Source organism: Lysinibacillus sp. FSL K6-0057, assembly GCF_038630885.1.
Lineage (GTDB): Bacteria > Bacillota > Bacilli > Bacillales_A > Planococcaceae > Lysinibacillus > Lysinibacillus fusiformis_F.
Map to the genome: position 1 here is coordinate 2,398,049 of NZ_CP152047.1, position 25,299 is coordinate 2,423,347.

30 protein-coding genes are annotated in these 25,299 nt (G+C 39.6%); 22 read left to right on the top strand and 8 right to left on the bottom strand.

Annotated features, from left to right (window positions below; all coding sequences use genetic code 11):
- The first annotated feature begins 57 nt into the window (after positions 1-57).
- Both MHB40_RS11740 and MHB40_RS11745 read left to right on the top strand, forming a co-directional pair.
- Positions 58-396, top strand: a complete 339-nt coding sequence (locus MHB40_RS11740; RefSeq protein WP_205443389.1) for a hypothetical protein — start codon at positions 58-60, stop codon at positions 394-396.
- Positions 397-647: 251 nt separating this feature from the next.
- Positions 648-872 carry a hypothetical protein gene (locus tag MHB40_RS11745; protein ID WP_342443604.1) on the top strand — a complete coding sequence of 75 codons (225 nt, stop codon included), beginning with the start codon at positions 648-650 and terminating at the stop codon, positions 870-872.
- Positions 873-922: 50 nt separating this feature from the next.
- Here MHB40_RS11745 and MHB40_RS11750 read toward each other — a convergent pair whose 3' ends face one another.
- Positions 923-1,435 carry a GNAT family N-acetyltransferase gene (locus tag MHB40_RS11750; RefSeq protein WP_342443605.1) on the bottom strand — a complete coding sequence of 171 codons (513 nt, stop codon included), beginning with the start codon at positions 1,433-1,435 and terminating at the stop codon, positions 923-925.
- Positions 1,436-1,754: 319 nt separating this feature from the next.
- Between MHB40_RS11750 and MHB40_RS11755 the strand changes: the two genes are divergently transcribed.
- Complete coding sequence (locus tag MHB40_RS11755) at positions 1,755-4,829, top strand: ATP-binding protein (protein ID WP_342534664.1); 3,075 nt, start codon at positions 1,755-1,757, stop codon at positions 4,827-4,829.
- Between the two features lie 70 nt (positions 4,830-4,899).
- Here MHB40_RS11755 and MHB40_RS11760 read toward each other — a convergent pair whose 3' ends face one another.
- Positions 4,900-5,775: a DMT family transporter gene (locus MHB40_RS11760; RefSeq protein ID WP_342534769.1), complete on the bottom strand. Its 876-nt coding sequence runs from the start codon at positions 5,773-5,775 to the stop codon at positions 4,900-4,902.
- Positions 5,776-5,981: 206 nt separating this feature from the next.
- Between MHB40_RS11760 and MHB40_RS11765 the strand changes: the two genes are divergently transcribed.
- Positions 5,982-6,473, top strand: coding sequence for an Lrp/AsnC family transcriptional regulator (locus MHB40_RS11765; protein ID WP_342534665.1), 492 nt, complete (start codon positions 5,982-5,984; stop codon positions 6,471-6,473).
- Positions 6,474-6,699: 226 nt separating this feature from the next.
- Here the strand turns inward: MHB40_RS11765 and MHB40_RS11770 are convergent, their stop codons facing one another.
- The gene (locus MHB40_RS11770; protein WP_342534666.1) at positions 6,700-7,311 is read right to left on the bottom strand and encodes a hypothetical protein; all 612 of its coding nucleotides are present in this window, start codon (positions 7,309-7,311) and stop codon (positions 6,700-6,702) included.
- 126 nt (positions 7,312-7,437) lie between these two features.
- On the opposite strand from MHB40_RS11770, the gene MHB40_RS11775 reads away from it, so the two are divergent.
- Together MHB40_RS11775 and MHB40_RS11780 are read left to right on the top strand one after the other, a co-directional pair.
- On the top strand, positions 7,438-7,716 hold the full coding sequence (locus MHB40_RS11775; RefSeq protein WP_342443729.1) for a helix-turn-helix domain-containing protein: 279 nt from the start codon (positions 7,438-7,440) through the stop codon (positions 7,714-7,716).
- A 50-nt stretch (positions 7,717-7,766) separates the two neighbouring features.
- Positions 7,767-8,150: a VOC family protein gene (locus MHB40_RS11780; protein ID WP_205443400.1), complete on the top strand. Its 384-nt coding sequence runs from the start codon at positions 7,767-7,769 to the stop codon at positions 8,148-8,150.
- Between the two features lie 49 nt (positions 8,151-8,199).
- On the opposite strand, the gene MHB40_RS11785 is transcribed toward MHB40_RS11780, so the two are convergent.
- Together MHB40_RS11785 and MHB40_RS11790 are read right to left on the bottom strand one after the other, a co-directional pair.
- Entirely contained in the window at positions 8,200-8,373 is a 174-nt protein-coding gene (locus MHB40_RS11785; protein WP_205443402.1) for a hypothetical protein, read from the bottom strand.
- 92 nt (positions 8,374-8,465) lie between these two features.
- Entirely contained in the window at positions 8,466-9,311 is an 846-nt protein-coding gene (locus tag MHB40_RS11790; RefSeq protein ID WP_205443404.1) for a copper amine oxidase N-terminal domain-containing protein, read from the bottom strand.
- 207 nt (positions 9,312-9,518) lie between these two features.
- Here MHB40_RS11790 and MHB40_RS11795 point away from each other — a divergent pair, with 207 nt between their 5' ends.
- The 3 genes from MHB40_RS11795 to MHB40_RS11805 all read left to right on the top strand — a co-directional run bounded on the left by MHB40_RS11795 (position 9,519) and on the right by MHB40_RS11805 (position 11,218).
- The gene (locus MHB40_RS11795) at positions 9,519-9,683 is read left to right on the top strand and encodes a hypothetical protein (protein WP_004230164.1); all 165 of its coding nucleotides are present in this window, start codon (positions 9,519-9,521) and stop codon (positions 9,681-9,683) included.
- A gap of 99 nt (positions 9,684-9,782) precedes the next feature.
- Entirely contained in the window at positions 9,783-10,274 is a 492-nt protein-coding gene (locus MHB40_RS11800) for a GNAT family N-acetyltransferase (RefSeq protein ID WP_342534667.1), read from the top strand.
- Positions 10,275-10,279: 5 nt separating this feature from the next.
- Positions 10,280-11,218: a DUF2268 domain-containing putative Zn-dependent protease gene (locus MHB40_RS11805; protein ID WP_342534668.1), complete on the top strand. Its 939-nt coding sequence runs from the start codon at positions 10,280-10,282 to the stop codon at positions 11,216-11,218.
- A gap of 23 nt (positions 11,219-11,241) precedes the next feature.
- Here the strand turns inward: MHB40_RS11805 and MHB40_RS11810 are convergent, their stop codons facing one another.
- Both MHB40_RS11810 and MHB40_RS11815 read right to left on the bottom strand, forming a co-directional pair.
- On the bottom strand, positions 11,242-11,721 hold the full coding sequence (locus MHB40_RS11810) for a DinB family protein (RefSeq protein WP_342534669.1): 480 nt from the start codon (positions 11,719-11,721) through the stop codon (positions 11,242-11,244).
- Between the two features lie 87 nt (positions 11,722-11,808).
- A complete protein-coding gene (locus tag MHB40_RS11815; RefSeq protein ID WP_342534670.1) occupies positions 11,809-12,426 on the bottom strand; it encodes a LysE family translocator in 618 nt (205 codons plus the stop codon).
- 202 nt (positions 12,427-12,628) lie between these two features.
- Between MHB40_RS11815 and fabZ the strand changes: the two genes are divergently transcribed.
- The 5 genes from fabZ (at position 12,629) to MHB40_RS11840 (ending at position 15,091) form a co-directional block, all read left to right on the top strand.
- Entirely contained in the window at positions 12,629-13,054 is a 426-nt protein-coding gene (fabZ, locus tag MHB40_RS11820) for a 3-hydroxyacyl-ACP dehydratase FabZ (RefSeq protein WP_205443409.1), read from the top strand.
- An 18-nt stretch (positions 13,055-13,072) separates the two neighbouring features.
- Entirely contained in the window at positions 13,073-13,252 is a 180-nt protein-coding gene (locus tag MHB40_RS11825; protein WP_342443615.1) for a hypothetical protein, read from the top strand.
- A 92-nt stretch (positions 13,253-13,344) separates the two neighbouring features.
- Positions 13,345-13,839, top strand: a complete 495-nt coding sequence (locus MHB40_RS11830) for a hydroxymyristoyl-ACP dehydratase (RefSeq protein ID WP_342534671.1) — start codon at positions 13,345-13,347, stop codon at positions 13,837-13,839.
- Entirely contained in the window at positions 13,823-14,281 is a 459-nt protein-coding gene (locus MHB40_RS11835) for a DinB family protein (protein ID WP_342534672.1), read from the top strand. Before MHB40_RS11830 ends, MHB40_RS11835 begins: the two co-directional genes overlap by 17 nt.
- Positions 14,282-14,344: 63 nt before the next feature.
- Positions 14,345-15,091 carry a polysaccharide deacetylase family protein gene (locus tag MHB40_RS11840; RefSeq protein WP_205443415.1) on the top strand — a complete coding sequence of 249 codons (747 nt, stop codon included), beginning with the start codon at positions 14,345-14,347 and terminating at the stop codon, positions 15,089-15,091.
- A 42-nt stretch (positions 15,092-15,133) separates the two neighbouring features.
- Here the strand turns inward: MHB40_RS11840 and MHB40_RS11845 are convergent, their stop codons facing one another.
- Positions 15,134-15,400, bottom strand: coding sequence for a translation initiation factor 2 (locus MHB40_RS11845; RefSeq protein ID WP_342534673.1), 267 nt, complete (start codon positions 15,398-15,400; stop codon positions 15,134-15,136).
- 131 nt (positions 15,401-15,531) lie between these two features.
- Between MHB40_RS11845 and MHB40_RS11850 the strand changes: the two genes are divergently transcribed.
- From MHB40_RS11850 to MHB40_RS11885, 8 genes are all read left to right on the top strand, one after another.
- A complete protein-coding gene (locus MHB40_RS11850; RefSeq protein WP_342534674.1) occupies positions 15,532-16,302 on the top strand; it encodes a GNAT family N-acetyltransferase in 771 nt (256 codons plus the stop codon).
- Between the two features lie 300 nt (positions 16,303-16,602).
- Positions 16,603-18,117, top strand: a complete 1,515-nt coding sequence (locus MHB40_RS11855) for a S41 family peptidase (RefSeq protein WP_342534675.1) — start codon at positions 16,603-16,605, stop codon at positions 18,115-18,117.
- 68 nt (positions 18,118-18,185) lie between these two features.
- Positions 18,186-19,088 carry a CobW family GTP-binding protein gene (locus MHB40_RS11860; protein ID WP_342534676.1) on the top strand — a complete coding sequence of 301 codons (903 nt, stop codon included), beginning with the start codon at positions 18,186-18,188 and terminating at the stop codon, positions 19,086-19,088.
- 431 nt (positions 19,089-19,519) lie between these two features.
- Complete coding sequence (locus tag MHB40_RS11865) at positions 19,520-20,209, top strand: CAP domain-containing protein (protein WP_342534677.1); 690 nt, start codon at positions 19,520-19,522, stop codon at positions 20,207-20,209.
- Between the two features lie 102 nt (positions 20,210-20,311).
- Positions 20,312-20,623 (top strand): helix-turn-helix domain-containing protein, encoded by a 312-nt coding sequence (locus tag MHB40_RS11870; RefSeq protein WP_342534678.1) that lies wholly within the window; start codon positions 20,312-20,314, stop codon positions 20,621-20,623.
- Between the two features lie 206 nt (positions 20,624-20,829).
- Entirely contained in the window at positions 20,830-21,159 is a 330-nt protein-coding gene (locus MHB40_RS11875) for a hypothetical protein (protein ID WP_342534679.1), read from the top strand.
- A gap of 216 nt (positions 21,160-21,375) precedes the next feature.
- Positions 21,376-21,651: a hypothetical protein gene (locus MHB40_RS11880; RefSeq protein ID WP_342443625.1), complete on the top strand. Its 276-nt coding sequence runs from the start codon at positions 21,376-21,378 to the stop codon at positions 21,649-21,651.
- A 612-nt stretch (positions 21,652-22,263) separates the two neighbouring features.
- Positions 22,264-25,218, top strand: a complete 2,955-nt coding sequence (locus MHB40_RS11885) for an EAL domain-containing protein (protein ID WP_342534680.1) — start codon at positions 22,264-22,266, stop codon at positions 25,216-25,218.
- Positions 25,219-25,299 lie beyond the last annotated feature (81 nt).

Here is a 25,299-nt window from a genome sequence, read left to right on the forward strand (position 1 = left end):
TTTTTCCAAAATGATACGTAGAAGTAGCTGAAGAAAAAAGGAAGGGGGCTCCTTTGAATGCAGCGGAAACACATCATTATTATCATCATTGCATGGATTGTAGAAATATCGCTGACGTATTGGATTGCCACAATGTTCTCTGTACGATTTATCGAAGTGATGTTTTTCACGGGCGTTGCCTTTACATTAGGAACATTTTACTTTTCGAGTAGCGGTGGAGCGATGTCGAGGCTTTTCGCATCCCAAGTGAGTGCACAAACAGGAATCATTCATGAGCGAGAGCGGTTCAAGGTTACACTTGGCCCCGTATTTATAGCCTCACTGGTATTTTTCCTTATTGGTTTAGTATTTTTTATTTTACTTGTAACAGGCATTATTCCCCCACAAAAGATGTAAAAGCTATTGGTTCAACAGGCAAAAAATCAAGAGGGCTAGCTGCTCATCTTGATTTTTTACGTTGTATAGAATTTGTAGAGTGCAATATTATAAAATAGGCTTCAATAATTGTATTTTTACAATTAGAAAGGAATAAATGGATAACTATTATACTAGAATTATCATTAGATACTAGTCGTTGATCGTGCAAAATATGTATATCCTTATATCTATAAAGGTATGCGATATGTTAAAGGAGCTATCAAACCGCAGTGCCCCAAAATCGAAACCAACATAATACAGAAAACAGTAGAAAACTAGCACCTGACGCTCACTATAAAGCTATGCTAGCAATTCAAACGATGGAAAGTAGTATAAAAAGATACATAACAGAGCATGGTGACCATATGAATGCAGCTGAATATCATTATTTGCTACAAATGATCAAGAGCTTAGAAGAATTGAAAGCAGCCATTGAAGGAGTTTCATTGGACTAGGCACATCCTTTTAAATTGTATGATCTGACAATACGGTTTGTCAGATCATCCTACGAATTAATCCACCGATAATAAGTGAATGTGAAGTTTTGTCCATTCATTTCAAATGTTTCCCCACTTCTATCCATCTTTTTAAAGCCGTTTTTCTCTAATACTTTTTGAGAGGCTATATTGTTCGTCGTTGTTTGTGCATCCATGACGAGAATGCCTTCCTGGCGCATAAGGTCTACTACTAATTGTAAGGCTGTATGGGCAACCCCTTTTCCACTATATTCTTTTCCCACTCTATAACCGATATGACCTAATCGTTGCTGCTTATCAATATCGGTTACATTCATTCTCCCTATAATTTGTCCAAGTTCATTTTTTATTAGATAGAAATAAGACAGCTGTTGAGCTTGTTCCTCTACTAGCATGTCATTTTTCCTTATGAAATGTGGTAAATGGTAATAGTCATCCCCTCGGCTAGGTACTGTTTTTTCAAAATACGCCCTATTTTTAACCTCAAATGCATATAAATTTTCAAAATCATCCTGTGTTAATCTTTCTAATCGAATATTCATGGTATCTCCAATCAATTTTGGGTTTTTCTTTCATTATACCCGTAGTCTAGGGCTAATCTCATCTTGTTTTTCGATTGTTCAGTAGGTGTAGATGTACGATTAGTAAAATGGTTGGGTTCATAGATCGTACATTAATCATTAGGGGAACGTGACCTAGGAGGTGAAATTTGCAAAAGGGAACTGTTTTTGTACTGAAGGCGTAGCATCAGGGATAAACGTGCATACTCGTTTGTTTTTTCAGCCGTTCGCTAAAAAAGGGAACGTATAATGCTGTGACGTCATTAAGCAATGAAAACATCCCCTTTTGCCAAGGCCGCTTATGAAAAAGATTGCTGTTATTATTACCATATTTATTCTCTTGTTAACAGGCTCGCGACTACTATGGTTACAATTATTTATACAATCACATCAACCATATGCTGAAGGGGGGCAAATAGATTTACGAGATTTCGATTTCCAGCATCACACCTTAACACTTGATGGTGAATGGGCATTTTATCCGTCTAGTTGGTTGATGGACGAGAATAATCCTCCGATGCCTCCGACCTATATACAGGTTCCAGATGGCTGGGATGAAGTTTTTCAAGAGGGTGAATTGACACCATATGGTTATGGCTCCTATCATTTGAAACTATTGATAGACCCTGAAAAAGCTTTTACATTTAGTATGAGGGTGCCTAGTATTCGTAGTGCTGCGGAAATATATGTGGATGGGCATTTAATTGCGGCTGCAGGGGAACTAGGTGAAAATCGCCAGCAAACGGTTGCCAAAAATGTCCCGTTTACCGCTTCGTTTGAAACAAAAGGACAAAGTGAAATCGATATTATTATGCAGGTTGCTAACTTTCAAGACCCACGTAATGGTGGTATTGTACGTTCCATTAAATTCGGACGAGAAGAGATGATTTTTCGGGAAACACAATTATCTATCACGATGCAGCTTCTCGTAGCAGTTGTGTTAATCTTACATGCGATCTATTCTGTCATTTTGTACTTACTTGGGAATAAGGATAGACGCTTACTATTCTTTTCCGTTCTAACCATTAGTATTATGTTTTATTATCTTTTAGGGAGTGATGATAAGCTTCTTTCCTTTTGGTTTCCAATCAATTATGATTGGGGCTTTATATTCGTTCATCTTTCGATGGTTGGCATTGGCTATTCGCTCCTCCAATGTATCGAGCCATGGTTGCCCCGCCATCTAAACCGTTCTAAACAGGGGTTTGCCCTTATTTGTGCCTGTGCATCTGTATTGGCGATGCTATTACCAACACGTTATGTCGTGACAATACAAGGTGTTTATATTGTCCTTTTAGCTGTTCCGATTGTGATTACGATGATGTTAATGCTAGGAAGGACAATAAAAGATATTCGTCATAATGTGTTTCTTCTTTTAGCCATACTCGCATTTGTCAATAGTATTCTATGGGATGTCTTGCTGCTGATCACTGGAATCAAGGTGATTTCGTATCCATTTGATTTGATTATCACGATTGCCTGTTTAGCCACGTTATGGTTTAAGGATTATGTGAAAGTGCATGCCGATACAAAAGAGCTTGCACAAAAACTGCAAAAGGCAGATTTGCTAAAGGATGAATTTTTGGCTAGTACGTCACATGAGTTGCGCAATCCACTTCATAGCATTATCAATATGTCAAAAGCGGTGTTAGAGCGTGAAGCAGCTGTCCTTAGTCATAAAAGTGTCAATGATTTAGAGACGGTGCTAGCTGTTGGAAAACGCATGTCCTTATTGTTAAATGATTTACTGGATGTAATGAGTCTAAAGGAAAATACGAAAAAGCTCCATCTAGGCACTGTTTCCATACACACAATTGTAGTGGCTGTGTTAGATATGCTCCGCTTTATGATGGAGGGGAAGCCTGTTCACTTTGTTAACCAAATTCCAAAAGATTTTCACAAGGTATTAGCCGATGAAAATCGAGTGATTCAAATTGTCTTTAATTTAGTACATAACGCTGTGAAGTTTACCAATGAAGGGGCGATTACGCTATCTGGTTATACGACAGGAGAGGGTATGGCTAAAATTGTTATAGCCGATACAGGCATTGGTGTGGATGCGGAGACAATGCAGCGTATATTTGAGCCCTATGAACAAGGAACTGTTAGTAAAACCATCATTGAAGGCGGATTTGGACTGGGACTCAACATAAGTAAACGACTTATTGAATTACATGGTGGAACATTAGAGGCACAGTCAGTGGTAGGACAAGGTTCAACCTTTGCCTTTACATTACCTTTATCGGATGAAGCGGATAGCCACGATACCGATGAGAAGAAGCAGGAACTTAAGAGCCAGGAAAGAATGGCTTCGCAGTCCAATGTGGAGACTAATCGCTCACCAGCATGTAACCGTCCTCGCATTTTAGTTGTGGATGATGAGCCCATCAACTTGAGAGTGATCGAAACGATATTAGCTAATGAAAAATATGAAGTAGTGACTGTAACAAGTGGCTTGAAGGCTCTAGCTTGCATTTGGTCTCAGGAATGGGATTTAGTGATTTCAGACGTGATGATGCCGAAAATGTCTGGATATGAATTAGTGCGTAGTATTCGCAAGCAATTTACGATGACCGATTTACCTGTCTTATTGTTGACAGCGCGCAGTCAGCCACATGATATTGAAAATGGCTTTTTAGCAGGGGCCAATGATTACGTCATCAAGCCCGTGGATGCCTTAGAGCTACGATCCCGAGTAGAGGCGTTAACAAAGGTAAAGCGCTCTATTCAAGAGCTACATCGTATGGAGGCGGCTTGGCTTCAGGCACAAATCGAGCCACATTTTCTCTTTAATACATTAAATGCCATCTTAACGTTGAGTGAATTAGATAGTGACCGAACAAGTAAATTAGTAGAGGCATTAAGCGATTTTTTAAGAGAGTCCTATAATTTTCAAAACGTGGAAGCACTTGTGCCGCTAGAAAATGAACTTAGGCTGATTCAAGCCTATCTCTACATTCAGCAGGAGCGTTTTGGAGAGCGTATTCAGGTCGTATGGGAACTAGAAGCGGAGACAGATGTCCTCATCCCATCATTGACTATCCAGCCTTTAATTGAAAATGCATTAAAGCACGGAATCTTAAAGCGTGCTGAAGGTGGAACGATTCATATTCGTATGATCGATTATACTACCCATCTCGAAATCACTGTAGCGGATGATGGCGTTGGGATGAATGAAGAACAATTAGCGAAGTTACTGCAGATGGAAAAGCGACCATCCAGAAGTATTGGTTTAATCAATACCCATATAAGACTGCAACATCATTACGGTCAGGGTTTGCGCATTACAAGCAAGCTGCACGAAGGGACTACGGTTTCATTTGTTGTACTAGCCAAAAACACCAACGAATCCATTAGATGCATTGCCTCTCGTTGAGTTTTGAGAGGGGGAATGCATCTTTTATTTTCAATTACCATAGTTCCTGCATGTACCGAAAGAGATGGAATTAGAGCACAGCCTGTGGCGTCTTCGCTTTAAAATATGTGAATAAATAGCACCCCATAATCACGATGATTCCCCCAATGCCTTGCAGCCAGCTTAGCTGTTCTCCGATAAATAAAAAGGCGAGCAGAGCTGTAAAAATGGGATTAAAATTCAGAAAAATACCAGAGGTTGTGGCACCTAATTGCTGAACGCCAATATTCCAAAGTACCATACAAACTACTGTAGAGATGACCCCTGTATAAAGAATTGAAAGAATGAAAGAAGAGTCGATTTTGGAAAAGGTAAAATCTGTAATCGTGAATGGAACTAGGATGAGCACCCCAAACAAGCCTGCATACAATGTCGCCATTAAAGGAGAGGTTGTTTTCATAGCCCACTTACTGCAAACGGAGTAAAGTCCCCATACACAAACGGCTGCCACCATCCATAAATCTCCTGTATTCAATTGGAAATTCAGTAATTGCTGCCAATCTCCCTTTGAAAGGACAAGAACGACACCAAATAAAGAGAGGATCATCGCTAAAAGCTGCAAGCCATTTATTTTTTCTTTCAGAAAGGCAAAGGAAAAAAGGGCGATGGACATGGTATTCATCGTTGAAATAAGACCAGCATTCGTGGAGGTTGTTCGTTCCAATGCTAAAAATTGAAAAATATTAAATAAGGCAACACCTGTAATGCCCATCAGGAATAAAGGTACTAGAGCCGACTTGGCAGGAACTAATTTCTTCTCTTTCCACCAAACCAAAGGTAGAAGGATGATCACCGCAATCAACCATCTGACCATCGTTAATGTCATCGGAGAGGCATGCGCCACCAGCGTCTTAGCCACAACAAAATTGCCTCCCCATAGTAAGCTTGTGACGAGCATTAAGCCCATATAAAATTTGACCACAGTATAGGAACACTCCTTTTGCTTTTATGTATAATAAGAATCATAGCACTATTGGTGATTTGACAGTATAATATTTTGTGTAAATGAAGAAATTCGAAATAATTGAAAGTTATTTAACGATTATTGAAATAATGTTTTGAAATCGTGTTCGAAACCTGCTTGTCTAAAAATAATCAAAAGAGGAGAAAGCAATGGAAGATATAAAAAATAAAGGGTTAGATAATGTGGATCTGCAAATCTTAGCCATTTTGCAGCAAGAGGTTCAAATGAGCAACGCGGAATTAGCTAGACGGGTGAATTTATCCCCACCAGCAACCCATACAAGGGTGAAACGCCTAGAAAATGAAGGCTATATTGATCAACAAGTCGCGATTTTAAATCAGGAAAAATTAGGATTTGATTTATTGTGCTATATTTTTATGAGCACCAATATTCATCAGGAAAAGGAAATAGAGGAGCTAGAAAACAGCTTGAAAACAATGACCGAAATTTTGGAATGTCATTGCTTAACAGGTGCCTATGATTATTTGTTAAAGGTTGTCATTCGTGATCGTAAAGACTTGGATCAATTCATTCGAAAATTAAATAAGCTGGGGATTTCTAGAATTCAAACGAATTTATCCTTACGGGAAATTAAATATTCCACGGTGCTACCAATCGAAGAAAACAGCAAGCATGAGTGAGTTAATTCGGGCTTGCTGTTTTTTAGTTATCATGAGGATTTTTTGTTATTTTATCTATTATAGCGGTCAAGGCCTACTCACGAAAGGATGGCTGCTGCTCTGAATGAGGAGGGATTCGCTCCTAAATGGTTAGATTCCGCTCTAAATGAGGAGGGATTCGCTCCAAAAAGGTTGGCAGCCGCTCTAAATGAGTAGAGAAGTGCTCCAAAAAGGTAAGCAGCCGCTCCTAATGAGGATGAACCCGCTCCAAAAAGGAGAGTAGCCGCTCTAAATGAGGAGGGATCCGCTCCAAAAAGGAGAGTAGCCGCTCTAAATGAGGAGGGATCCGCTCCAAAAAGGTGAGTAGCCGCTCCAAAAGAGTAGAGAGCCGCTCCAAAAAGGAGAGCAGCCGCTCCAAAAGAGTAGAGAAGCGCTCCAAAAAAGTGAGTAGCCGCTCTAAATGAGTAGTGACCCGCTCCAAAAAGGTTAGCAGCTGCTCTAAATGAGTAGAGAAGTGCTCCAAAAAGGAGAGCAGCCGCTCTAAATGAGTAGAGACCCGCTCCAAAAAAGTGAGTAGCCACTCCAAAAGAGTAGAGGAGTGCTCCGAAAATGAGAGCAGCCGCTCTAAATGAGTGGAGAGCCGCTCCAAAAAGGAGAGCAGCCGCTCTAAATGAGTAGAGAAGCGCTCCAAAAAGGTAAGAAGCCGCTCTAAATGAGTAGTGACCCGCTCCAAAAAGGCGAGTAGCCGCTCTAAATGAGTAGAGAAGCGCTCCAAAAAAGTGAGAAGCCGCTCTAAATGAGTGGTGATCCGCTCCAAAAAGGAGAGTAGCCGCTCTAAATGAGTAGAACTCCGCTCCAAAAGAATAGACCTCCGCTCCTAAAAGATTCACCCCGTTCAAATAAGGAGTCCACACGTACAAAACTCATGCAATCTACAAGTTGCTTATAGTTGACATGCAACCATATAGTTGCCTATAATCGAGCTATGAATTGGGACAAAGACGCTGTTTTTAAAGCACTTGGGGACTCGACTCGGCGACTTATATTAGATGAGCTAGCTGAGCGTGATGAGATGACGTTGTATGAACTGACGGTGCGTCTTCTAATGAAACATGAACTTTCTATTTCGAGGCAGGGGATTGCTAAACATCTCTCTGTATTGGAGGGGGCTGGACTCGTCATATCACAGCGGAAGGGAAAGTATCGAGTGATTCTTTTCAATAAAGAACCGCTAAAAGATTTGCTGAAAGGATGGGTAGAGTAAAGCTTTCATGTGAAGGATGTTTCTTAACGACTCAAAAGGAGGAAAATAAATTGAACATTATTGTCAACAGTATCTTTGTACAAGACCAGGAAAAGGCACTTGCATTTTATACGGAAAAGTTAGGGTTTGTAAAAAAGGAGGATGTTCCATTAGGAAAACATAGATGGCTAACGCTTGTGTCGCCTGATGATTTAGAAGGGACTGAGCTATTACTTGAGCCAGATGAGCATCCAGCCGCAAAGGACTATCAAAGCAAGATTTTCGCTGAAGGAATTCCAGCCACGATGTTTGGAGTCGCTGATTTAGACAAGGAGTACACGCGTTTACTGGAGAAGGGCGTTGAATTTACGATCAAGCCGACAAAAGCGGGGGAGGTCACAATAGCAGTTTTCAATGATACATGTGGCAACCTTATTCAAATTATACAAAGATAGTTTATAGAAGCGTGTTTTGATATCATTTTATCAAAACACGCTTTTTACATTATTCAGCCATTGTCCAACCTTTGTCATAGCCCAAGGCATGGAGGTTTTCTTTTGGCTGCGCATTTACGGTCTGTTCTTTAGCTTCGGCTTCTTCGCTGGGCGGAGCTTCTTCCGACGAACAAGCAGATAAAAGGAATAGTAGCACAATACTTAATGACAGGAATTTCTGCATGAGGCAAACCTCCATCAATCAATCGTTGATATGAATATTTTGCACATTTTCATACAGAATATGTTGCGTATAGCTGCCATCAAAAAATTTTTTTAAGCGACTGTATTACTAATAATTTTGCTAAATCCATTGTTATCTGCACTTTGAATCAGTTGCTGAATTGACTTTACGGCTTGTTCAGAGAATAAATACCAGCTATCCTCTGTTGTATCATGTAGTAGAACTTTAGGATAGCCTTGTAATAGTTCCTCAGGGAAAGGTTGATTTAATGTATAGATATCATATTGTTTGACACTGTTATTGTCATGGCTCATAAAATCAAATTGACCAAGCTTATAATAAGATCCCGGAGCTTCTAGATTAAAGTGCCAATAATATTCTTTCGGAGCCTCTACTTTGTCGCCTTTCTTTTCTTGGAAAATGTTGAAAAGCGCTTGGTGATAGGCATGGCCCTTAATATCCTGAATGACACCACCCATTGTCATATGATATTCATAGCGAAGCACCTTGATTTTTTCGTCTTCAATTAGCAATGGTTCAGTCGTAATATTCACTGTCCCTTGATTGTAATGCACTTGACTGCCAAATGTTTCAGCAATAAAGCGGATTGGTACATAGGTGCGATTATTTTTCATGTATGGCTGTACATCCAATTGCTCTGTTTCACCATTTTTAATGACTGTTCGGTTATTTAGATTCAATTTAACGGTTGCTTGATCCATTGAAAGGGTGATTTGGGCATCCTGCCAATGAACTTGCGCACCAAGGTTTTCACTGATCACACGCAATGGCACCATTGTTCGATTGTTTTTTTGCTCAGGTGCTGTATCAGATTGTACCACAACATCGTCGATTTTGATTTGTGTTGTTGCAGCCTCAGCGGGCGTTGCCATCCACAGCATCGTTGTTAGACATAGCCCTGTAAAAATTTTCTTCATGGTAATAAACCTCCTTTACTCATAACACTTACCACCTTCGAAATTTTACCATAATATTCTTCTGTTTATAATAAAAATATTACTATTTTTAATCTCTTTATATCATCAGATATACAATGACACAAAGTCTTCATCGCTATAGCTACTTTTTGACAGCGTATAATCTGTATTTGTTCTCGAATACTAACGCTGAAAGGAGGTTATTGAATGAAGTTTTTGACATGGGGCATTGTTGGTGCGGCATTATTTGCTGTGATGAAAGGCTATGGGAAATCCAATCAAGGACAGAAGGATAGCTTTCAACAAACAACGACGCCTGTACAATTAGTCGCCAATGCGAATCCGCTGACAGCCAATACACCGAAACAGTAGAACAAAAGCTTATAGATTACTTTGATCTATAAGCTTACTATAATTTTACATAAATATCCTATCATTGGTATAATAGATTACAAGAAAAGGGGTGTATAAATGCTTGATTTTACAAACTATCATGACGATGATTTAGAAGAAATTCTGCAATTATTTTACGAAACTGTACATAGTGTAAACGCTCAAGATTATTCACAGGCACAATTGGAGGCTTGGGCACCGTTAGCAATGCAGCCAGTTAGCGTAGCGGCTTGGCAGCAGTCTTTAAGAAATAATAAGACCTATATCGCAAGGGCGCATTATCAAATTGTTGGCTTTGGAGATATGACAATGGAGGGTTATTTAGATCGTCTTTATGTCCATAAGGATTTCCAGGGTCAGGGGATTGCCTCCGCCTTAGTAGATTTACTAGAAGCGGACGCAAAAAAGCTTGGTCTTACTCATATCTCCACAGATGCTAGTCTTACAGCGAGACCATTTTTTGAACGAAAAGGGTACCAAATCATGCAAACACAAACAGTCGAGCGACAGGGCATATCGTTGACGAACGTTAGCATGGTTAAAAGATTTATTGATGGAAAGGACGGATGAAAAGGATGAATTATGTAAAGGGTTTTGTCGTATTAATGCTGCTATGCTTCATGCTTAGTGCCTGTGCACAAACAGAAAAGCCTTCCCATGAAAAACCAGATGTAGAAAGTATCACGGTTTCATTCGAACATCCAAAAACAAAGCAACCATTTAAAATAATTCATGCTTATGAGCTTTTTCAAAACTATACAGAAAAGGTAGAAAGTGACCCAGATCGTTCACCATTGGACATCTATCGAGAAGAGGTCGTTGATCCAGTTTATAGTGCATGTTTTGAGAATGGTGAATATATAAATATGGCTGAGACAGTGTTGAATATCACGCCCAAACAATTGAAAGAAAATCAATTATTAAGCGAAAAAATTGATAGGGAAGCAACTGAAAAGAGTATCAAAGAGGGTCTATTCAAATCTTCTGAATTTCTTACAACTAATAATGAAACAACGGTATGTGTGTTTCCAGCCACAGATGTTAACGCGAATATGGTAACGATTGGTGCAGGTAAAATAACAGCCCTCTATAATAAATATTATACTGATGAATTTATCAGGGCAATTATAGCTCATGAATATCATCATAGTGTTGCAACTGAAAAACGTCCACGTAGTGAAGGGACGGTGTTAGATCATCTCATATTTGAAGGAAGGGCAGTGATGTTTGAAAAATTAGTTGATCCTGATTTGAACTTTACGCGAGTTGATTTAGATTACAACAAAGTTTACTGGTCAGATGTTGCAGCAGATTTGGATAAGCGGGATCTGATTCGTGCATTAGAAATAATTAGGGGTGGAAATGGTCTACCCTATGAATATGGCTACAGTGAAGGCTATAAAATGGTAAAATCCTATCTTGATTTGCATCCCGATGTATCGATAGAGGAATGGACCGCCTTAAGTCCGAAAGAAATTTTTGAGAAAGGAAACTATCTTGAAAACTATCAATAAACAAGTAAGCAACAGACCGAGTATCAAGCGCGGTCTGTTGCTTCGTTTAGGCATCGATGAATGGTTAAAATTGCTTGTAAATGCATCCCTTCATGAAAGATGGTGCGTAGGAGTACTTGTTCAATGGTCTGCATACCCATGTCAATAGGTGGGAATTTTTCAGCTAATCGATGACCATAGCGCTCCTTTAAATGAGAGGGCTGCTGAGCCAAATACGTTTTTAACTCCTCAAAGGTTGGCGTTTCGTCGTCAAAATGAATAGGCGATGTACCAAAACCAAACCATTTCTTGAAAACGTCTAGCTCCGCATCCTTTTCTTTTGTTAAAGCCTCTATCCATAAATATTGATCGAGATAAATATGGCCCATATTCCAGCGAATATGATGATGAAAACCAGCTGGAATGATGTTTGCCTTTTCTTCTGACACATGCTCTAGTAAATGGAGTAACTCGCTACGGTAATGTGCTAACTGCTGAAATAAATTTTCTTGGCGTTGATTCATGTTCAACCCTCCTTTTAGTATGTATTGGCTAAAATTCTCCATTTTCCTGCAAAAAAAGAAGAACACTCTTTTGTGTTCTTCTCCAATTTATCTGCTTTGTGTCTGTAACGCTAAACGGACACCGAGACCGATATAAACGAAGCCAACTGTTTTTTCAAGCCAGTGTGAGCTACCGCTTGTTTTCGTAAAGATTTTTTCGCCAATGAAGCTTGTAATAATCGCTAGTAGGATTGTATATAAAGCACTCATCACGACAAATGTAATACCAAGTGTTAGCAATTGGCTTGTGACAGATTGCTCGTTATGCTGAACAAATTGCGGTAAGAAGGCAAGGAAAAACAGTGCCGTCTTTGGATTGAGGATTTCTGCTAAAAAGCCTTGGCGGAAGGACGTACTAGCAGGACTTTGTTCGACAGTCGGTTGTTCGATTTTCTTTGGTTTTGTGAGGAGCATCTGAATACCTAAGTAAACAAGGTATGCCACACCAATATATTTCACCACTTCAAAGGCAGTGGCTGATTTCATCAAGATAGCGGAAAGACCTAAAACAGCCGCTAATGTATGAACCAAGTCACCGAGACCGATGCCTAAAGCTGTATAAATACCATTCTTTTTCCCGCTTTTTAATGTTTGCGTAATGGTAATAATCACTGCAGGACCTGGGATTAAAAATAATAAAAGAACTATTGCGATAAAAGATAACATGCGAAACCATCCTATTCTAATAAACTAATCATTCTAGGGTGAATGCATGAAATATTATATTCTAGCTGTTGTGTGGCTGTCGATCAAGAAATATTGAAAAAATAATGAAAAATAATTCAGAAAACTACTAATTAGATTTTATTACCTAGTACTAATATTTAGTGTTAGAATAAGGGTATAAAAATATTTTGGAGGAATTCCTATGTTAACAGGTCAACAAATACAAGCTATTTTGCCACACCGTTATCCATTTCTTTTGGTGGATCGTATTATGGAATTAGAGGAAGGAAAGCGCGCAGTTGGAATGAAAAATGTGACGATCAATGAAGAGTTTTTTACAGGTCATTTTCCACAGTATCCTGTGATGCCAGGTGTGCTAATTGTTGAAGCATTAGCACAGGTTAGTGCAATAATTATGCTGACAAAGGCAGGGAATGAGGGGCGTTTAGGCTTATTGGCAGGAATTGATCATTGTCGCTTTAAGAAACAAGTAAAGCCTGGTGATCAGCTGCGTCTTGAGGTAGACATCACACGAGTAAAGGGAGCAGTTGGGAAAGGTAGAGGAATTGCCACCGTAGATGGAGAAATCGTTTGTGAAACAGATCTTGTTTTTGCGTTTGGATCATAAAAAAATGGAGGTGCTCCGTTGAATTACACATTTATGCTTTATATCGCCATTTGTATCATGCAAATAACGCTATTGGTAAATAGTACGATTGCTAAAGGCGCTTGGAATGGATTGACAATGTGGCTCTGTACGGCGGTTTTTGTTTTCGCAACAGCTATTTTCGGATTGAGTAGAGGACGGCGAAAAGACAATCAATAATAAATGACTTTGCTTGATAACGTACTACACGACTCTCTTTCCTTCATATAGTGAATGGAGTGAAAGTTTTAATGATGAGAGGGTGAGGAGGTTTGAGGGTCGCCATTATTGAAAAAAATGAAGAGCAGTTAAAGCCAGAGCAAGCGTTGGCGCACGATTTTTGTGATCAATTTGTCCTAAAGATGCATAAAAATATACTGCATAAAAAGCTTGATAAAGATGTGTATCAGTCCTATTTTGTTATTTTTCAGCAACAATATACAAGGCAGGAGCTGCGATTTATCGTCCATCTGTTAAAAGCACAGGCAATTGAGATACTACGTATGAAGCCCATGTTCATTACAATGAGTGGTGTCATTCTATCCGTTTTTACGTTCATAGCTATCACCATAAATAGTAAGCTTCTGTTAAACATGTCACTTGTCCAAATCGTCGCATTAGCCGTCTTGAGTTTTCATGTCGTCATTATATGGATTTCCTTTAAAATTGAATTCGAATATAAGCGGGTGCAGGCGGTGATTGCTTTATTGGATTATTACGTAACCATTGATTCCGAAGGGAGTGACCTTCATGCAAAAGACAGTTGACCAATTACATTATTGGCTTATAAAAGTACCAGAAGTATTTCATGTCATGACGGAAGCGGAAAGTACAAAACGACCTGCTCCGAAAAAATGGTCCAAAAAGGAGGTAATCGGTCATTTATGTGATGCGGCTACGGTCCATCTTGAACGATTGCTTCAAATTCAGTATGAAGCTTCACCCTATGTAGTGACTACATACGACCAAGTACAATGGGTCGCGTTACAGGGCTATCAGGAATTACCAATAGAAGATATCTTATTGTTATGGACAAGCTTAAACAAAAAAATCATGTATGTGCTGGAACACATAGCTGAAGAATCATTAAGCCTTCCATGTATGATCAATCAGCAACAAAGGACTTTGGGATGGTTGATTGAAGAGTATATACAACATTTGGAAGATCATATCCACCAGCAAATTTTAATGGATGAATGCGAAACGTAGGCATTTTTTTATGAAATCCTCAAATAATAAAGTACGAAAAAAATTATTTGGGGACGTGAACATGTGAAAAAGTTTTTATTGTTTTTACTACCAATTAGTCTCATCACAGTGTCGCTTTTTTATGTAAAAGTGAGTTCTTCTGAAAATAAAGGGAGAAAGTATTATGAGGAAGCAGGTCAAATTCTTTGGGAAATTCAGACAGATGAAAAAATCATTGCCTTAACATTTGATGATGGGCCACATCGCAAATATACAGCAGAAATCCTTGATATATTGGAAAAATATCATGCAAAAGCAACCTTTTTTATTGTCGGTCAAAATGCGGAAAAAAATCCTGAGCTGATTACAAGAATGTATGAAGAAGGGCATGAATTGGCCAATCATACCTTTACACACCCTTTCAAGACAAATGTACCTAATTTAATGAAGGAAATACAACAAACAGATGAAGTGATTGCAGGCATTACAGGCTATCAGCCAACATTATTTCGACCAGTAGAAGGACAATATACCGATGCGATGATTGATGCCATCGCAAAAGAAGGCTATAAAGTTGTGATGTGGTCCTGGCATTTAGATACACTTGACTGGAAAAGCCCTGGTGTCAATCGCATCGTGAGTACGGTATTAAAAGGTGTAAAGGCAGGCAATATTGTACTCTTTCATGACGGTGGGGGAAACCGAGCACAAACAGTCAAGGCAATGGAGCAAATCCTACCAGAGCTTGAAAAACAGGGCTACCAGTTTGTGACGGTTTCTGAATTATTGGAAATCCAAAGGACAAATAAGAAAATGGAAAAAAAACAGTAGTGTTGAAGTGATCCATCTTCAGCACTACTCTTTATGTAAAGGTTATTTTAACATTTTTTTGATTTGCTTCAGCTCAGCAATTAAATAATCGATTTGCATCTGCATGTGATCAACTTTGGCTGTTTGATCACCATTATTTGTTGGAGAAGAATCATTCTTCGCATTTTGTAGTGACTCTAGGGCTAGACCAGCTGCGATGGTCTGTATGCCATCCCCTAACGTTGAAATGGCTGTGCCGATATAGGCTAACTTTGCGATATAAATATCCATTGAATCATTGTTCTGGCTCTGTTTATTATTTCTTCCCATTTTTCTGCCTCCTTACGTTTGTCATTACTTGCATCATATGCGGCAACAAGTGAAAAGGCGATTCCTATTGTATTTGAATGAATCACTAAAAATGGTAAAATTAGCACAATGAACGTATTGGGGGAATAACCATGGCGCAAGTAGAGCTGATTGAAATGAATGGTGAGCTGCTAGAGGGAATGGGCAGCTATTGTTTACGAAGCAAGAAGAAAACAGTGGGCTATCAAAACAAAAACAAATGGCTTAATCAACAATTTGAAAAGGGCTTACATTACATACAAGTGCTTGAAAATCAAAAGCAAGTAGGTTTTATAGAATATACAGACGCGGAATACTCTTCGAGGGTTGTGCATGCAGATGGCTATGTGGTGATTCATTGTTTATGGGTAAGTGCAGTAGGCAAGGGCTATGGTACACAATTATTAAAGAGATGTTTAGAGGATGCCAAGGAACGTGGGAAAAAGGGAGTGGTGGTCATCACCAATGACCAAACTTCCTGGACGCCAAGCAAGGATTTATTTTTACAACACCAATTTCAACCTATTGCAACAGCACTCGATGCTTTTGAATTATGGGTGTTTCCATTTCATGAAGGCGTTGAACTGCCATACTTTCCTGATAATTGGCAGGAACGATTAACGAGGTTTCCTCATTTAACGATTTTACGTTCTTTTCAATGCCCTTATGTAGACGTTGCAACAGAGAATATTCAACAAGCTGCGAAAAAATTAGGGCTGCTGCCAGAGTTGGTGGATCTTCAAACGAGAGAAGAGCTGATGGAGAAATCACCGACGCCATATGGTATTTTTTCAGTGGTTTATAAAGGACAATTGATTTCCTTCCATCGATTAACCGTGCATTCCATTTATAAAAAACTGCAAAATCTCTTGAATAATTCCTGATTGGATGCAACTTTTTGGGACACTGGCACGTTATATTCTTATAGCATTTCTATGATTCTTTGAGTTTTTTGTTGACTGCTACTAGGAAATGAGTAAAATTAAAAGGCAGTACCATAATATGCCTAAACTTAGTAGTATGATGGGTGAATAGGTGCTGGAATGCTCGTTAGAATGAAGCATGATAGGACAAGGTCTGTCATGAAACTTTGACAGTCTTTTTCTTTTCGTCTTCTGGATAACCTGTTAAGATGGTAGTAGTGTGACAACAAGTTAGTGTAAATGAGAGTGGTGACAATCAAGATGGATGAACAGAAAAAAGAAAGTACAGAACAGCAGCAGGAGCCGACTCCAGCTGAAATAAAGCCGGCAGGACAATTTATACAACTAAAACCGTTTAAATTTATCATGCTAATGTTCTTTACGATTCTTATTACGGCAGGTTTAACGATTTTTGCGTTAACCTTTGGTGATAAGAAAGTAGTAGAAGTGAAAGTTCCGATTGAACGAGAGGAATTTACAAAATTATATGAAGCATTTGATTTACTGAAAAATAACTATTACCAAGATATCGATGATGAAAAAGTGGTCGATGGTGCGATCAATGGTATGTTTGATGCATTAGGCGATCCCTATTCCGATTTCATGGTAAAGGAAGAAGCAGATCAATTTAATTCTGGCTTATCTTCGAGTTTCCAAGGAATTGGGGCAGAAATCCAAGAACGTAATGGTTATATTACAGTTGTGTCACCTATCAAAAATTCTCCTGCTGAAAAGGCAGGCTTATTACCAAAAGATATTATCTTAACAGTTGATGGGAAAAGCATTCAGGGCTTAAGTGCAACAGAAGCGGTTGCCTTAATTCGCGGTGAGAAAGGAACACCCGTGAAATTAACGGTGAAACGCGGCGAAAATACAGAGGCTATTCACATGACGATTGTTCGTGACGATATCCCAGTAGAAACCGTTTATGGTGAAATGCTTGATGGCAATATTGCCCATATTCAAATTACATCATTTAGTGAACAAACAACCAAAGAGCTTGAAAAAATCCTTGCTGAGTATGAAGGCAAAGGAATGAAGGGCATTGTCTTAGATCTACGTCAAAATCCTGGTGGCTATTTAACGGCTGCTGTCGATATTTCTAATTTCTTTGTACCAGAAGGAAAAGCGATTGTGCAGGTACAAGAAAAAGATGCAGAGCCTCAAATTACAAATGCCATTGCAGGTAAAAAATATAACCTACCAATTACAGTACTTGTCGATAGTGGTAGTGCCTCTGCCTCTGAGATTTTAGCAGGAGCATTAAAAGAATCAGTCGGTGCCAAAGTTGTAGGTGAAACATCCTTCGGTAAAGGGACTGTCCAAAATGTAACACCATTAAAAGACGGCTCGAATCTGAAATTTACAACAGGTAAATGGTTAACGCCAAACGGCAACTGGATTAATGAAAAAGGCATCGAGCCTGATGTTAAAGTTGGTTATCCATCGTATGCCTCTTTACCATACTTGAACGCCTCTTTAGAAATGAAGACAGGCCTACAATCTGACTCTGTGAAAGCAGCAGAGGAGATGCTTCAAGTGCTAGGGTATGAGCCTGGTGAAGTAGATGGAATCTTCGATGACAATACAGCGCATGCAGTAGAAGAACTACAAGCAGCGAGTAACCTTGAAGAAACAGGTATATTAACAGGCAATACAACGTATGCATTAATGGATGCTATACGTGCGAAAATGAAAGCCGATGATCCTCAGTTATTAAAAGCGAAAGAGCTCCTTGTAGGAACAGCTGAAAAAACGGAGGAAACAACAAACTAACAGTGTAGCTGTCGCAGCAGTCGTCTTTCACGGCATCTGCGACAGCTTTTTTTATAGGAGGAACTAGAATGAAAGATGTGTACCTATTTAGTGGCTTTTTAGGGAGTGGCAAAACATCCATGCTGACAGATGTCATTCGCCAGCTAAAAGAAAAGAAATACAAGCCTGCTGTTATTATGAATGAGCTAGGGAAGCTGCCATTTGACTCACAGGCAGTGGAGAAGGATATCCCGCTCAAGGAGATGCTAGAGGGCTGTATTTGCTGTTCTGGTGCTGAAAAAACGGAGGCACAAATTCAATCTCTTCTATTAGATAGTGATTTTGATGTGCTCATTATCGAAACAACAGGCGCAGCACATCCTGTAGAAGCATTGGATGCTGTTTTTTCACCGCTATTTGCAGATCAGCTCAATATCAAAGGCATTATCACCGTGGCTGATTCTAAGCTCTGGCTACACCGTGATACATTAACACCACAAGTGCGCTCTTTATTTATGGAGCAAATTCGCCACGCACACCTCTTATTAGCAAATAAAACCGATTTATTAACAGAGGCAGAGCAAGGGCAGGTCGTCTATGAACTGCAGGGCTTGAACCCACATGCTTTTATTTTGCAAACAACAAATGGACGCGTACCGCTCAGCCTATTAGAAGGCTTAAAGGCAATGACACAAATTGATAAAACAGCCATTGTCAAAGCGCCGATAGCCTCAATGCAGCTAGGTTCCCGCTTAGTGGATTTCACAGATCAGGAATTTACACAGGAGCAGTTTGAGGATTGGGTGCGTGCATTACCCGAAACGATCTATCGTATGAAAGGCTATGTACCGATTAAGGGCATCAAAAACCCAATGTTGTTCCAATATGCTTATGGAATGGTTCAATGGCTCCCAGAATATATAAAAATGCCAGCAAAACTTGTTATTATTGGAGAGAATGTTGGTGCATTACCTGTTATTGGGGTAAATTGAAGAAGAAAGCAACCTATGAATTTCTGCCATGTACAACCTGTGTAGTTTTACGCAGGTTGTTTTATTTTTATGTAAATGAAATGTAACGTTCTTGTAACATAACTGTAATATAAGATTGGCAATAGGCTACGACACTAGCTGTCTCTAGGACGATTCAACGATAGCAATGAAAAAAAGAGGTTAAAAACCGAGTGCATAAAACATGCGTTTTTTATTCATGTTTTCGAAAATATCTACTAGTTTAAGAGGGGTGTCAACCCTCTTTCAAACGTAAGTATTTCATAGATTGGTTAAACCTGCTAAAAAATAGCGCGAAAAAAACGTGATTTTCCGCGCATTTTCTTCTTCGTTGGCGTTGTTAGCAAATGTTGGTAAGATTTTAATGAAAATCATCCCTTACGATTAGTGGCAGACAAGGAGGAATTGCAAACATGAAAAAAACACTAACAGCAATTTGTGCAACATTTCTTTTAGCAGCTCCAATTCAAATAGCTTCTGCTGCTGCAAATACAACAGAGGGGAATTCCGTACAGCAATCAACGAACTGTAAAGTTTATTATTATAAATGGTCAAACAACAATCATAAGTGGACAGTCAAACTTCCACAGGCATCTACACCATCTAAAGAGACGCCAACAACAAATAATACAACACCAACAAAGCCAAATAATAATCAATCATCACAAAACGAAAAGCCAGCAACACCACCAACTACTTCAACACCATCAACAACAACTTCAGATGTGAACGCATTTGAACAAGAAGTAGTAAAATTAACAAACGCTGAGCGTACAAAAGCTGGTTTATCACCACTTCAAACGGATGCGAAATTAATGGCTGCAGCTCGTGAAAAATCACAAGATATGCAAACAAACAAATATTTCTCACATACGAGCCCAACATTTGGTTCACCATTTGATCGTATGAAAGCTTTAGGCATCGCATATAAAGGTGCAGGTGAAAACATTGCTCAAGGTCAACGTTCTCCACAAGAAGTAGTACAAGCGTGGATGGACTCACCAGGACACCGTGCAAACATTTTAAACGGTAAATTTACGCACATCGGTGTAGGTTACGTAAAAACAGGTAACTACTGGACCCAACAATTTATCCAAAAATAATCATTTATTAATAGAAAGATGCTCTACAAGTCTGTAAAGGCTTATAGGGCATCTTTTTTTATTGAATTAATGGTAAAATTTGATGAGAAAGGGGAGATAAAATTGAAACAATATAGCATAGCCATCGCGATTTTCTCATTGGCCATCTCTTTTGTGATAGGAAGCTGGCTCATCGCTACTAGTGTAAGGGAGCAACCAAAAGAACCCGTGCAACACCAGCTATTATCACAAGAAGAGGCCGCGGATTATTTAGGGATTCGTGTAGTGGAAGTGCTAAAATTAACAGAAATCCCAGATGGATCAAATAGTTACATAAGCGAAATCCCTCATGTGAAGGTAGGGAAGAAAGTCTATTATCCGAAGCAAGCCATGGATCGATGGCTACTGGATATGGAATTAATCGTTGTACCCTAAGGAAAAATACTGTAAAAGGAGCTTTGCGGAATCACTATAAAAAAGCGTGCCCTTGATGATAAAGAAGTGCGCGTATCTTAATAAAAAGAGCGCTTTTTCTTTGAAAAGGAGCGGGAATCCAAATAGAAGGAGCGGTTCCCTCTGAAAAAGGAGCGTCTATCCGGATAGAAGGAGCGCTTCCCCTTCGAAAAGGAGCGTGAATCCTGATGAAAAGAGCGGTTCCCTCTGAAAAAGGAGCGTCTATCCGGATAGAAGGAGCGCTTCTACCTCAAAAAGGAGCGTCTATCCAGATAAAAAGAGCGCTTCTCCCTAGAAAAGGAGCGGGAATCCAAATAAAAAGAGCGCTTCCCCCTGAAAAAGGAGCGGGAATCCTAATGAAAAGAGCGCTTCCTCCTGAAAAAGGAGCGGGAATCCAGATAAAAAGAGCGCTTCCGCCTAGAAAAGGAGCGGGAATCTTAATGAAAAGAGCGCTTCTACCTCAAAAAGGAGTGGATATCCGGATAGAAGGAGCGCTTCCCCTTCGAAAAGGAGCGTGAATCCTAATGAAAAGAGCGCTTTTCCTTTGAAAAGGAGCGTGAATCCAGATAAAAAGAGCGCTTTCTCCTCGAAAAAGAGCGTCTAACCTGATGGAAGGAGCGCTTCCGCCTAGAAAAGGAGCGTCTATCCTAATAGAAGGAGCGCTTCTACCTCGAAAAGGAGCGTGTATCCAAATAAAAAGAGCGCTTCCCCTTCGAAAAGGAGCGTGAATCCTAATGAAAAGAGCGCTTCCACCTAGAAAAGGAGCGTCTATCCTGATGAAAAGAGCGCTTTCTCCTAGAAAAGGAGCGGTTATCCTGATAGAAGGAGCGCTTCCGCCTAGAAAAGGAGCGTCTATCCTGATAAAAAGAGCGATTCTACCTCAAAAAGGAGCGGTTATCCTGATAGAAGGAGCGCTTCCCCTTCGAAAAGGAGCGGTTATCCTGATGAAAAGAGCGCTTCTACCTCAAAAAGGAGCGTCTAACCTGATAGAAGGAGCGCTTCCCCATTAAAAAGGAGCGTGTATCCAAATAAAAAGAGCGCTTCCCCTTCGAAAAGGAGCGTGAATCCTAATGAAAAGAGCGCTTCCACCTAGAAAAGGAGCGTCTAACCTGATGGAAGGAGCGCTTCCGCCTAGAAAAGGAGCGTCTATCCTAATAGAAGGAGCGCTTCTACCTCGAAAAGGAACGGGAATCTTAATGAAAAGAGCGCTTCCCTTTGAAAAAGGAGCGTGAATCCTGATGAAAAGAGCGCTTCTACCTCAAAAAGGAGCGTCTATCCTGATAGAAAGAGCGCTTCCGCCTAGAAAAGGAGCGTCTATCCTAATAGAAGGAGCGCTTCTACCTCGAAAAGGAACGGGAATCTTAATGAAAAGAGCGCTTCCCTTTGAAAAAGGAGCGTGAATCCTGATGAAAAGAGCGCTTCTACCTCAAAAAGGAGCGTCTTCCAATCAAAAAAGAGCGCCCTCCAATCAAAAATAGTCACCCTCCATAGAAGGAGTGCCTCCCCAGCGGAAAAAGGTCGGTGAAATTTTTATTTCTCTTTTTAAAATAATAGTTTTTAAAATGTATTTTGGGGGAATTGATAAATAAGTAGTGGGTAAAAAGTAGGGAGAGGTGAGATGGATGAAAAAGCCGAATCTATTAAAGCAATTTTTTACAAAAGAAGAAAGTACGCATACGATTGCGCTGGCTACAGCTCAAGACCATCGTTTGTTTTCATATGCCATGTCCTTTGCCAAGTATCACCCCGATATGATGATTGTGTTTTCGGCAGATGGTGAAATTATTTATGTGAATCAAGAGGCACTCTATCAACTATTACAATATCGACCTAGTCATGCAGAGGATTTTAAGAAAATTCTGACCGAGGCAGATTATAAACGGTTAAAAAGAGCGTTCAATCGAACATTACGAGGAAAGTCGGTCAAAATTGATATTGAAAGGCTACAGCATCAAGGACAAAATCTAAGCCTCGTGCTGACGTTTATACCAATCAAAAATGATGATAATCAGGCGGAGGGGCTCTATTTAATCATTGAAGATATGTCCACTTATTCAGCCATGAAGCATCAGTTAATGCTCCATGAGAAGCATTTAAATTACGCCCAGCATATTGCGGCAGTTGGGAGCTGGGAGTACTTTATTCAGCATGACAAACTGTATTGCTCGGATAATTTTTATCATATCTTTGGCTTTGAGCGTTCAGATAATGATGGCATTGATCGCGCGTTCCAGTTCATTCATCCAGATGATTATGAAAGGACCTACGATGCATTTAATCATGCACGGAAAGGGACTAATTTTGACAATGACTTTCGAATTTATCACGGTAAAACCAATGACCTGCGTTTTTTACAAGCGGCTGCCGAAGTGATATGGAAGGATGACAAGCCCTTTAAGATGATAGGGGTTGTCAAAGATGAAACGGCTTTCAAACTACTTGAGCAAACGTTAAATGACACACTAGCCAATTACCATTCTATCTTTGACAATTTAGATGCAGGGATTTGGATGCGAGATTCCATTAGGGGAAATATGCTGTTCGCCTCTAAAGGACTAGAGGACATTTTAGGGATTCCGTTAGCCAAGCTTTACGAAGACTCAGAAGTATGGATTAATATGATTCATCCTGCTCATCGTGAGGAAGTATTAGCGTATACGGATCATCTCGCTTCAGGCAAGAGCTATCAAGTGATTTATCGTATACTCACAAGTGATAACCAGACCAAGTGGTTACTGGAACAAATTGTGCCAAGACTAGATGAGGAGGGCGAGGTGAACCATATTTTCGGCTTAGTAACCGATATTACGAAGGAGATCGAACGGGAAAAGAAGTTGAATTATTTAGTGTATTTTGATGAATTAACTGGTTTACCGAATCGGTTGAGCTTGCATGATAAAGTCGATACCTTATGCGTAGCTGGCGAACCCTTCGCGCTATTATATATTTCCATTAATCGCTTTCATGTATTAAATAATGCGCTCGGTACAAAAATTGGTGATGAGCTTCTTCGAACGGTGACCAACTATTTTTCAACGCTAACCGATGATCATAGTTACATGGCACGCCTAGACAATCAGCATTTTATCATTGTCATTAAAAAATATGTGAGCAAGCAGCATATTTACGCGTTGGCTAGCCGTTTGCTGAAAACTTTTGAAACACCTCTTTCCATTAATGACTATCGCCTGCACCTATCTGCTAGCATTGGTATTGCTTTTTATCCAGAGGAAGGCTTAACGAGAAACATCTTGTTAGAAAATGCGTACTCCGCTTTGTGCTACGCGCAACAGCAGGGAAGGAATCGCTTTCATATTTATGCCTTTACCGAAGATATTACTTCCTATAAGCATTACGTGTTAGATCGCGATATGCGACAAGCAATGTTAAATGAGGAATTTGAGTTATATTTTCAACCATTGGTAGAACCGCAAAAGGGGATTATTTATGGGGCAGAGGCGTTAATCCGTTGGCATCATAAAGAATGGGGCCTTGTATCACCTGGTGAATTTATTCCATTAGCGGAAGAAAACCATATGATTCATATCATTACAGATTGGGTGATTAAAAAAGCATGTACTTTGTTACAGCACTGGAAACAGCAAGGACATGTGTTGCGAACAATTAGCATTAATATATCACCGATTCGTTTGATGAAAAAGGGCTTTATTCAGTTTGTACAAGAGCAATTACAGATCAATTCGATTGACGCGCATTATTTACAGTTCGAGATTACCGAAAGTACCATCTTAAAAAATAGTACAAGTGTGATGACTGTTTTAAAGGAACTGCAAGAAATCGGTGTCAAAATTGCCATTGGTGATTTTGGGACAGGCTACTCATCCTTAGAATCATTGCGAACATTCCAACCAACGACACTCCATATCTATGAAGCGTTTATTCGTGAAATTCGTCATGATCGTCCGATTGAAAATGGACTGATTTCCACAACGATTTATTTAGCAAAAATGCTCGGTATTCAGGTAGTGGCAAAAGGGGTCGAAAATTACGAGCAATTTATCTTTTTAAAGCAACAAGAATGTGATTATGTGCAAGGCAGCATCTATGCGAAGGCGGTCCCTGCAAAAGCCTTTGAAAAAATGCTGGCACAAGGCGTTTTAACACCGCCAAAAGCCATTGCTCATAAAAAACCCGTGGTGGAGAGACGCAAATATTACCGCTTCCAATTCCCAGCCTATGTGAAGGGCTTCATGACGATTATCGAAATGAATGAGCAAAAAATTAATATCGGTTATACCCCTATCATCATCGAAAATATTAGCTTAGGAGGCATGAAGATTCGCTCTTCTTTAAAGCTACCAGTTAATCAAACGATGAAGTTTAAATTTAGCTTTATTTTGATGAATCAATCATTTAACTTAGAGGGTACATTTAGATGGACTTTAGAAGAAAAATATCAAATTTACTCTTATGGGGTCGCCTTCAATTTGACGCAGGAGGATGAAGGGAAATTAGCCCCGATCATCAATCGAATGACAACCTTGCATAATAACCATGAAAAAATAGAGGGAACACCCTTTATGTATGAGGATATCGAAGCTTATTTTAAAAAATAGCACATCATGAAGATGCCCATTTGTTCTTAAGGGCATCTTTTTTCATGGCATTGTATCCCGCTAGCTCCGCGTTTGAAATAG

Excerpts from the sequence above, each read along its gene's own strand:
- MHB40_RS11785 (WP_205443402.1), bottom strand. The coding sequence starts at position 8,373 with ATGCAGAAATTCCTGTCATTAAGTATTGTGCTACTATTCCTTTTATCT.
- MHB40_RS11800 (WP_342534667.1), top strand. The coding sequence starts at position 9,783 with ATGCTTGATTTTACAAACTATCATGACGATGATTTAGAAGAAATTCTG.
- MHB40_RS11855 (WP_342534675.1), top strand. The coding sequence starts at position 16,603 with ATGGATGAACAGAAAAAAGAAAGTACAGAACAGCAGCAGGAGCCGACT.
- MHB40_RS11810 (WP_342534669.1), bottom strand. The coding sequence starts at position 11,721 with ATGAATCAACGCCAAGAAAATTTATTTCAGCAGTTAGCACATTACCGT.
- MHB40_RS11885 (WP_342534680.1), top strand. The coding sequence starts at position 22,264 with ATGAAAAAGCCGAATCTATTAAAGCAATTTTTTACAAAAGAAGAAAGT.
- MHB40_RS11750 (WP_342443605.1), bottom strand. The coding sequence starts at position 1,435 with ATGAATATTCGATTAGAAAGATTAACACAGGATGATTTTGAAAATTTA.
- MHB40_RS11880 (WP_342443625.1), top strand. The coding sequence starts at position 21,376 with ATGAAAAGAGCGCTTCCACCTAGAAAAGGAGCGTCTATCCTGATGAAA.
- MHB40_RS11860 (WP_342534676.1), top strand. The coding sequence starts at position 18,186 with ATGAAAGATGTGTACCTATTTAGTGGCTTTTTAGGGAGTGGCAAAACA.
- MHB40_RS11775 (WP_342443729.1), top strand. The coding sequence starts at position 7,438 with ATGAATTGGGACAAAGACGCTGTTTTTAAAGCACTTGGGGACTCGACT.
- MHB40_RS11815 (WP_342534670.1), bottom strand. The coding sequence starts at position 12,426 with ATGTTATCTTTTATCGCAATAGTTCTTTTATTATTTTTAATCCCAGGT.
- MHB40_RS11865 (WP_342534677.1), top strand. The coding sequence starts at position 19,520 with ATGAAAAAAACACTAACAGCAATTTGTGCAACATTTCTTTTAGCAGCT.
- fabZ (WP_205443409.1), top strand. The coding sequence starts at position 12,629 with ATGTTAACAGGTCAACAAATACAAGCTATTTTGCCACACCGTTATCCA.
- MHB40_RS11760 (WP_342534769.1), bottom strand. The coding sequence starts at position 5,775 with ATGGGCTTAATGCTCGTCACAAGCTTACTATGGGGAGGCAATTTTGTT.
- MHB40_RS11875 (WP_342534679.1), top strand. The coding sequence starts at position 20,830 with ATGAAAAGAGCGGTTCCCTCTGAAAAAGGAGCGTCTATCCGGATAGAA.
- MHB40_RS11790 (WP_205443404.1), bottom strand. The coding sequence starts at position 9,311 with ATGAAGAAAATTTTTACAGGGCTATGTCTAACAACGATGCTGTGGATG.
- MHB40_RS11740 (WP_205443389.1), top strand. The coding sequence starts at position 58 with ATGCAGCGGAAACACATCATTATTATCATCATTGCATGGATTGTAGAA.
- MHB40_RS11850 (WP_342534674.1), top strand. The coding sequence starts at position 15,532 with ATGGCGCAAGTAGAGCTGATTGAAATGAATGGTGAGCTGCTAGAGGGA.
- MHB40_RS11805 (WP_342534668.1), top strand. The coding sequence starts at position 10,280 with ATGAATTATGTAAAGGGTTTTGTCGTATTAATGCTGCTATGCTTCATG.
- MHB40_RS11795 (WP_004230164.1), top strand. The coding sequence starts at position 9,519 with ATGAAGTTTTTGACATGGGGCATTGTTGGTGCGGCATTATTTGCTGTG.
- MHB40_RS11765 (WP_342534665.1), top strand. The coding sequence starts at position 5,982 with ATGGAAGATATAAAAAATAAAGGGTTAGATAATGTGGATCTGCAAATC.
- MHB40_RS11845 (WP_342534673.1), bottom strand. The coding sequence starts at position 15,400 with ATGGGAAGAAATAATAAACAGAGCCAGAACAATGATTCAATGGATATT.
- MHB40_RS11835 (WP_342534672.1), top strand. The coding sequence starts at position 13,823 with ATGCAAAAGACAGTTGACCAATTACATTATTGGCTTATAAAAGTACCA.
- MHB40_RS11755 (WP_342534664.1), top strand. The coding sequence starts at position 1,755 with ATGAAAAAGATTGCTGTTATTATTACCATATTTATTCTCTTGTTAACA.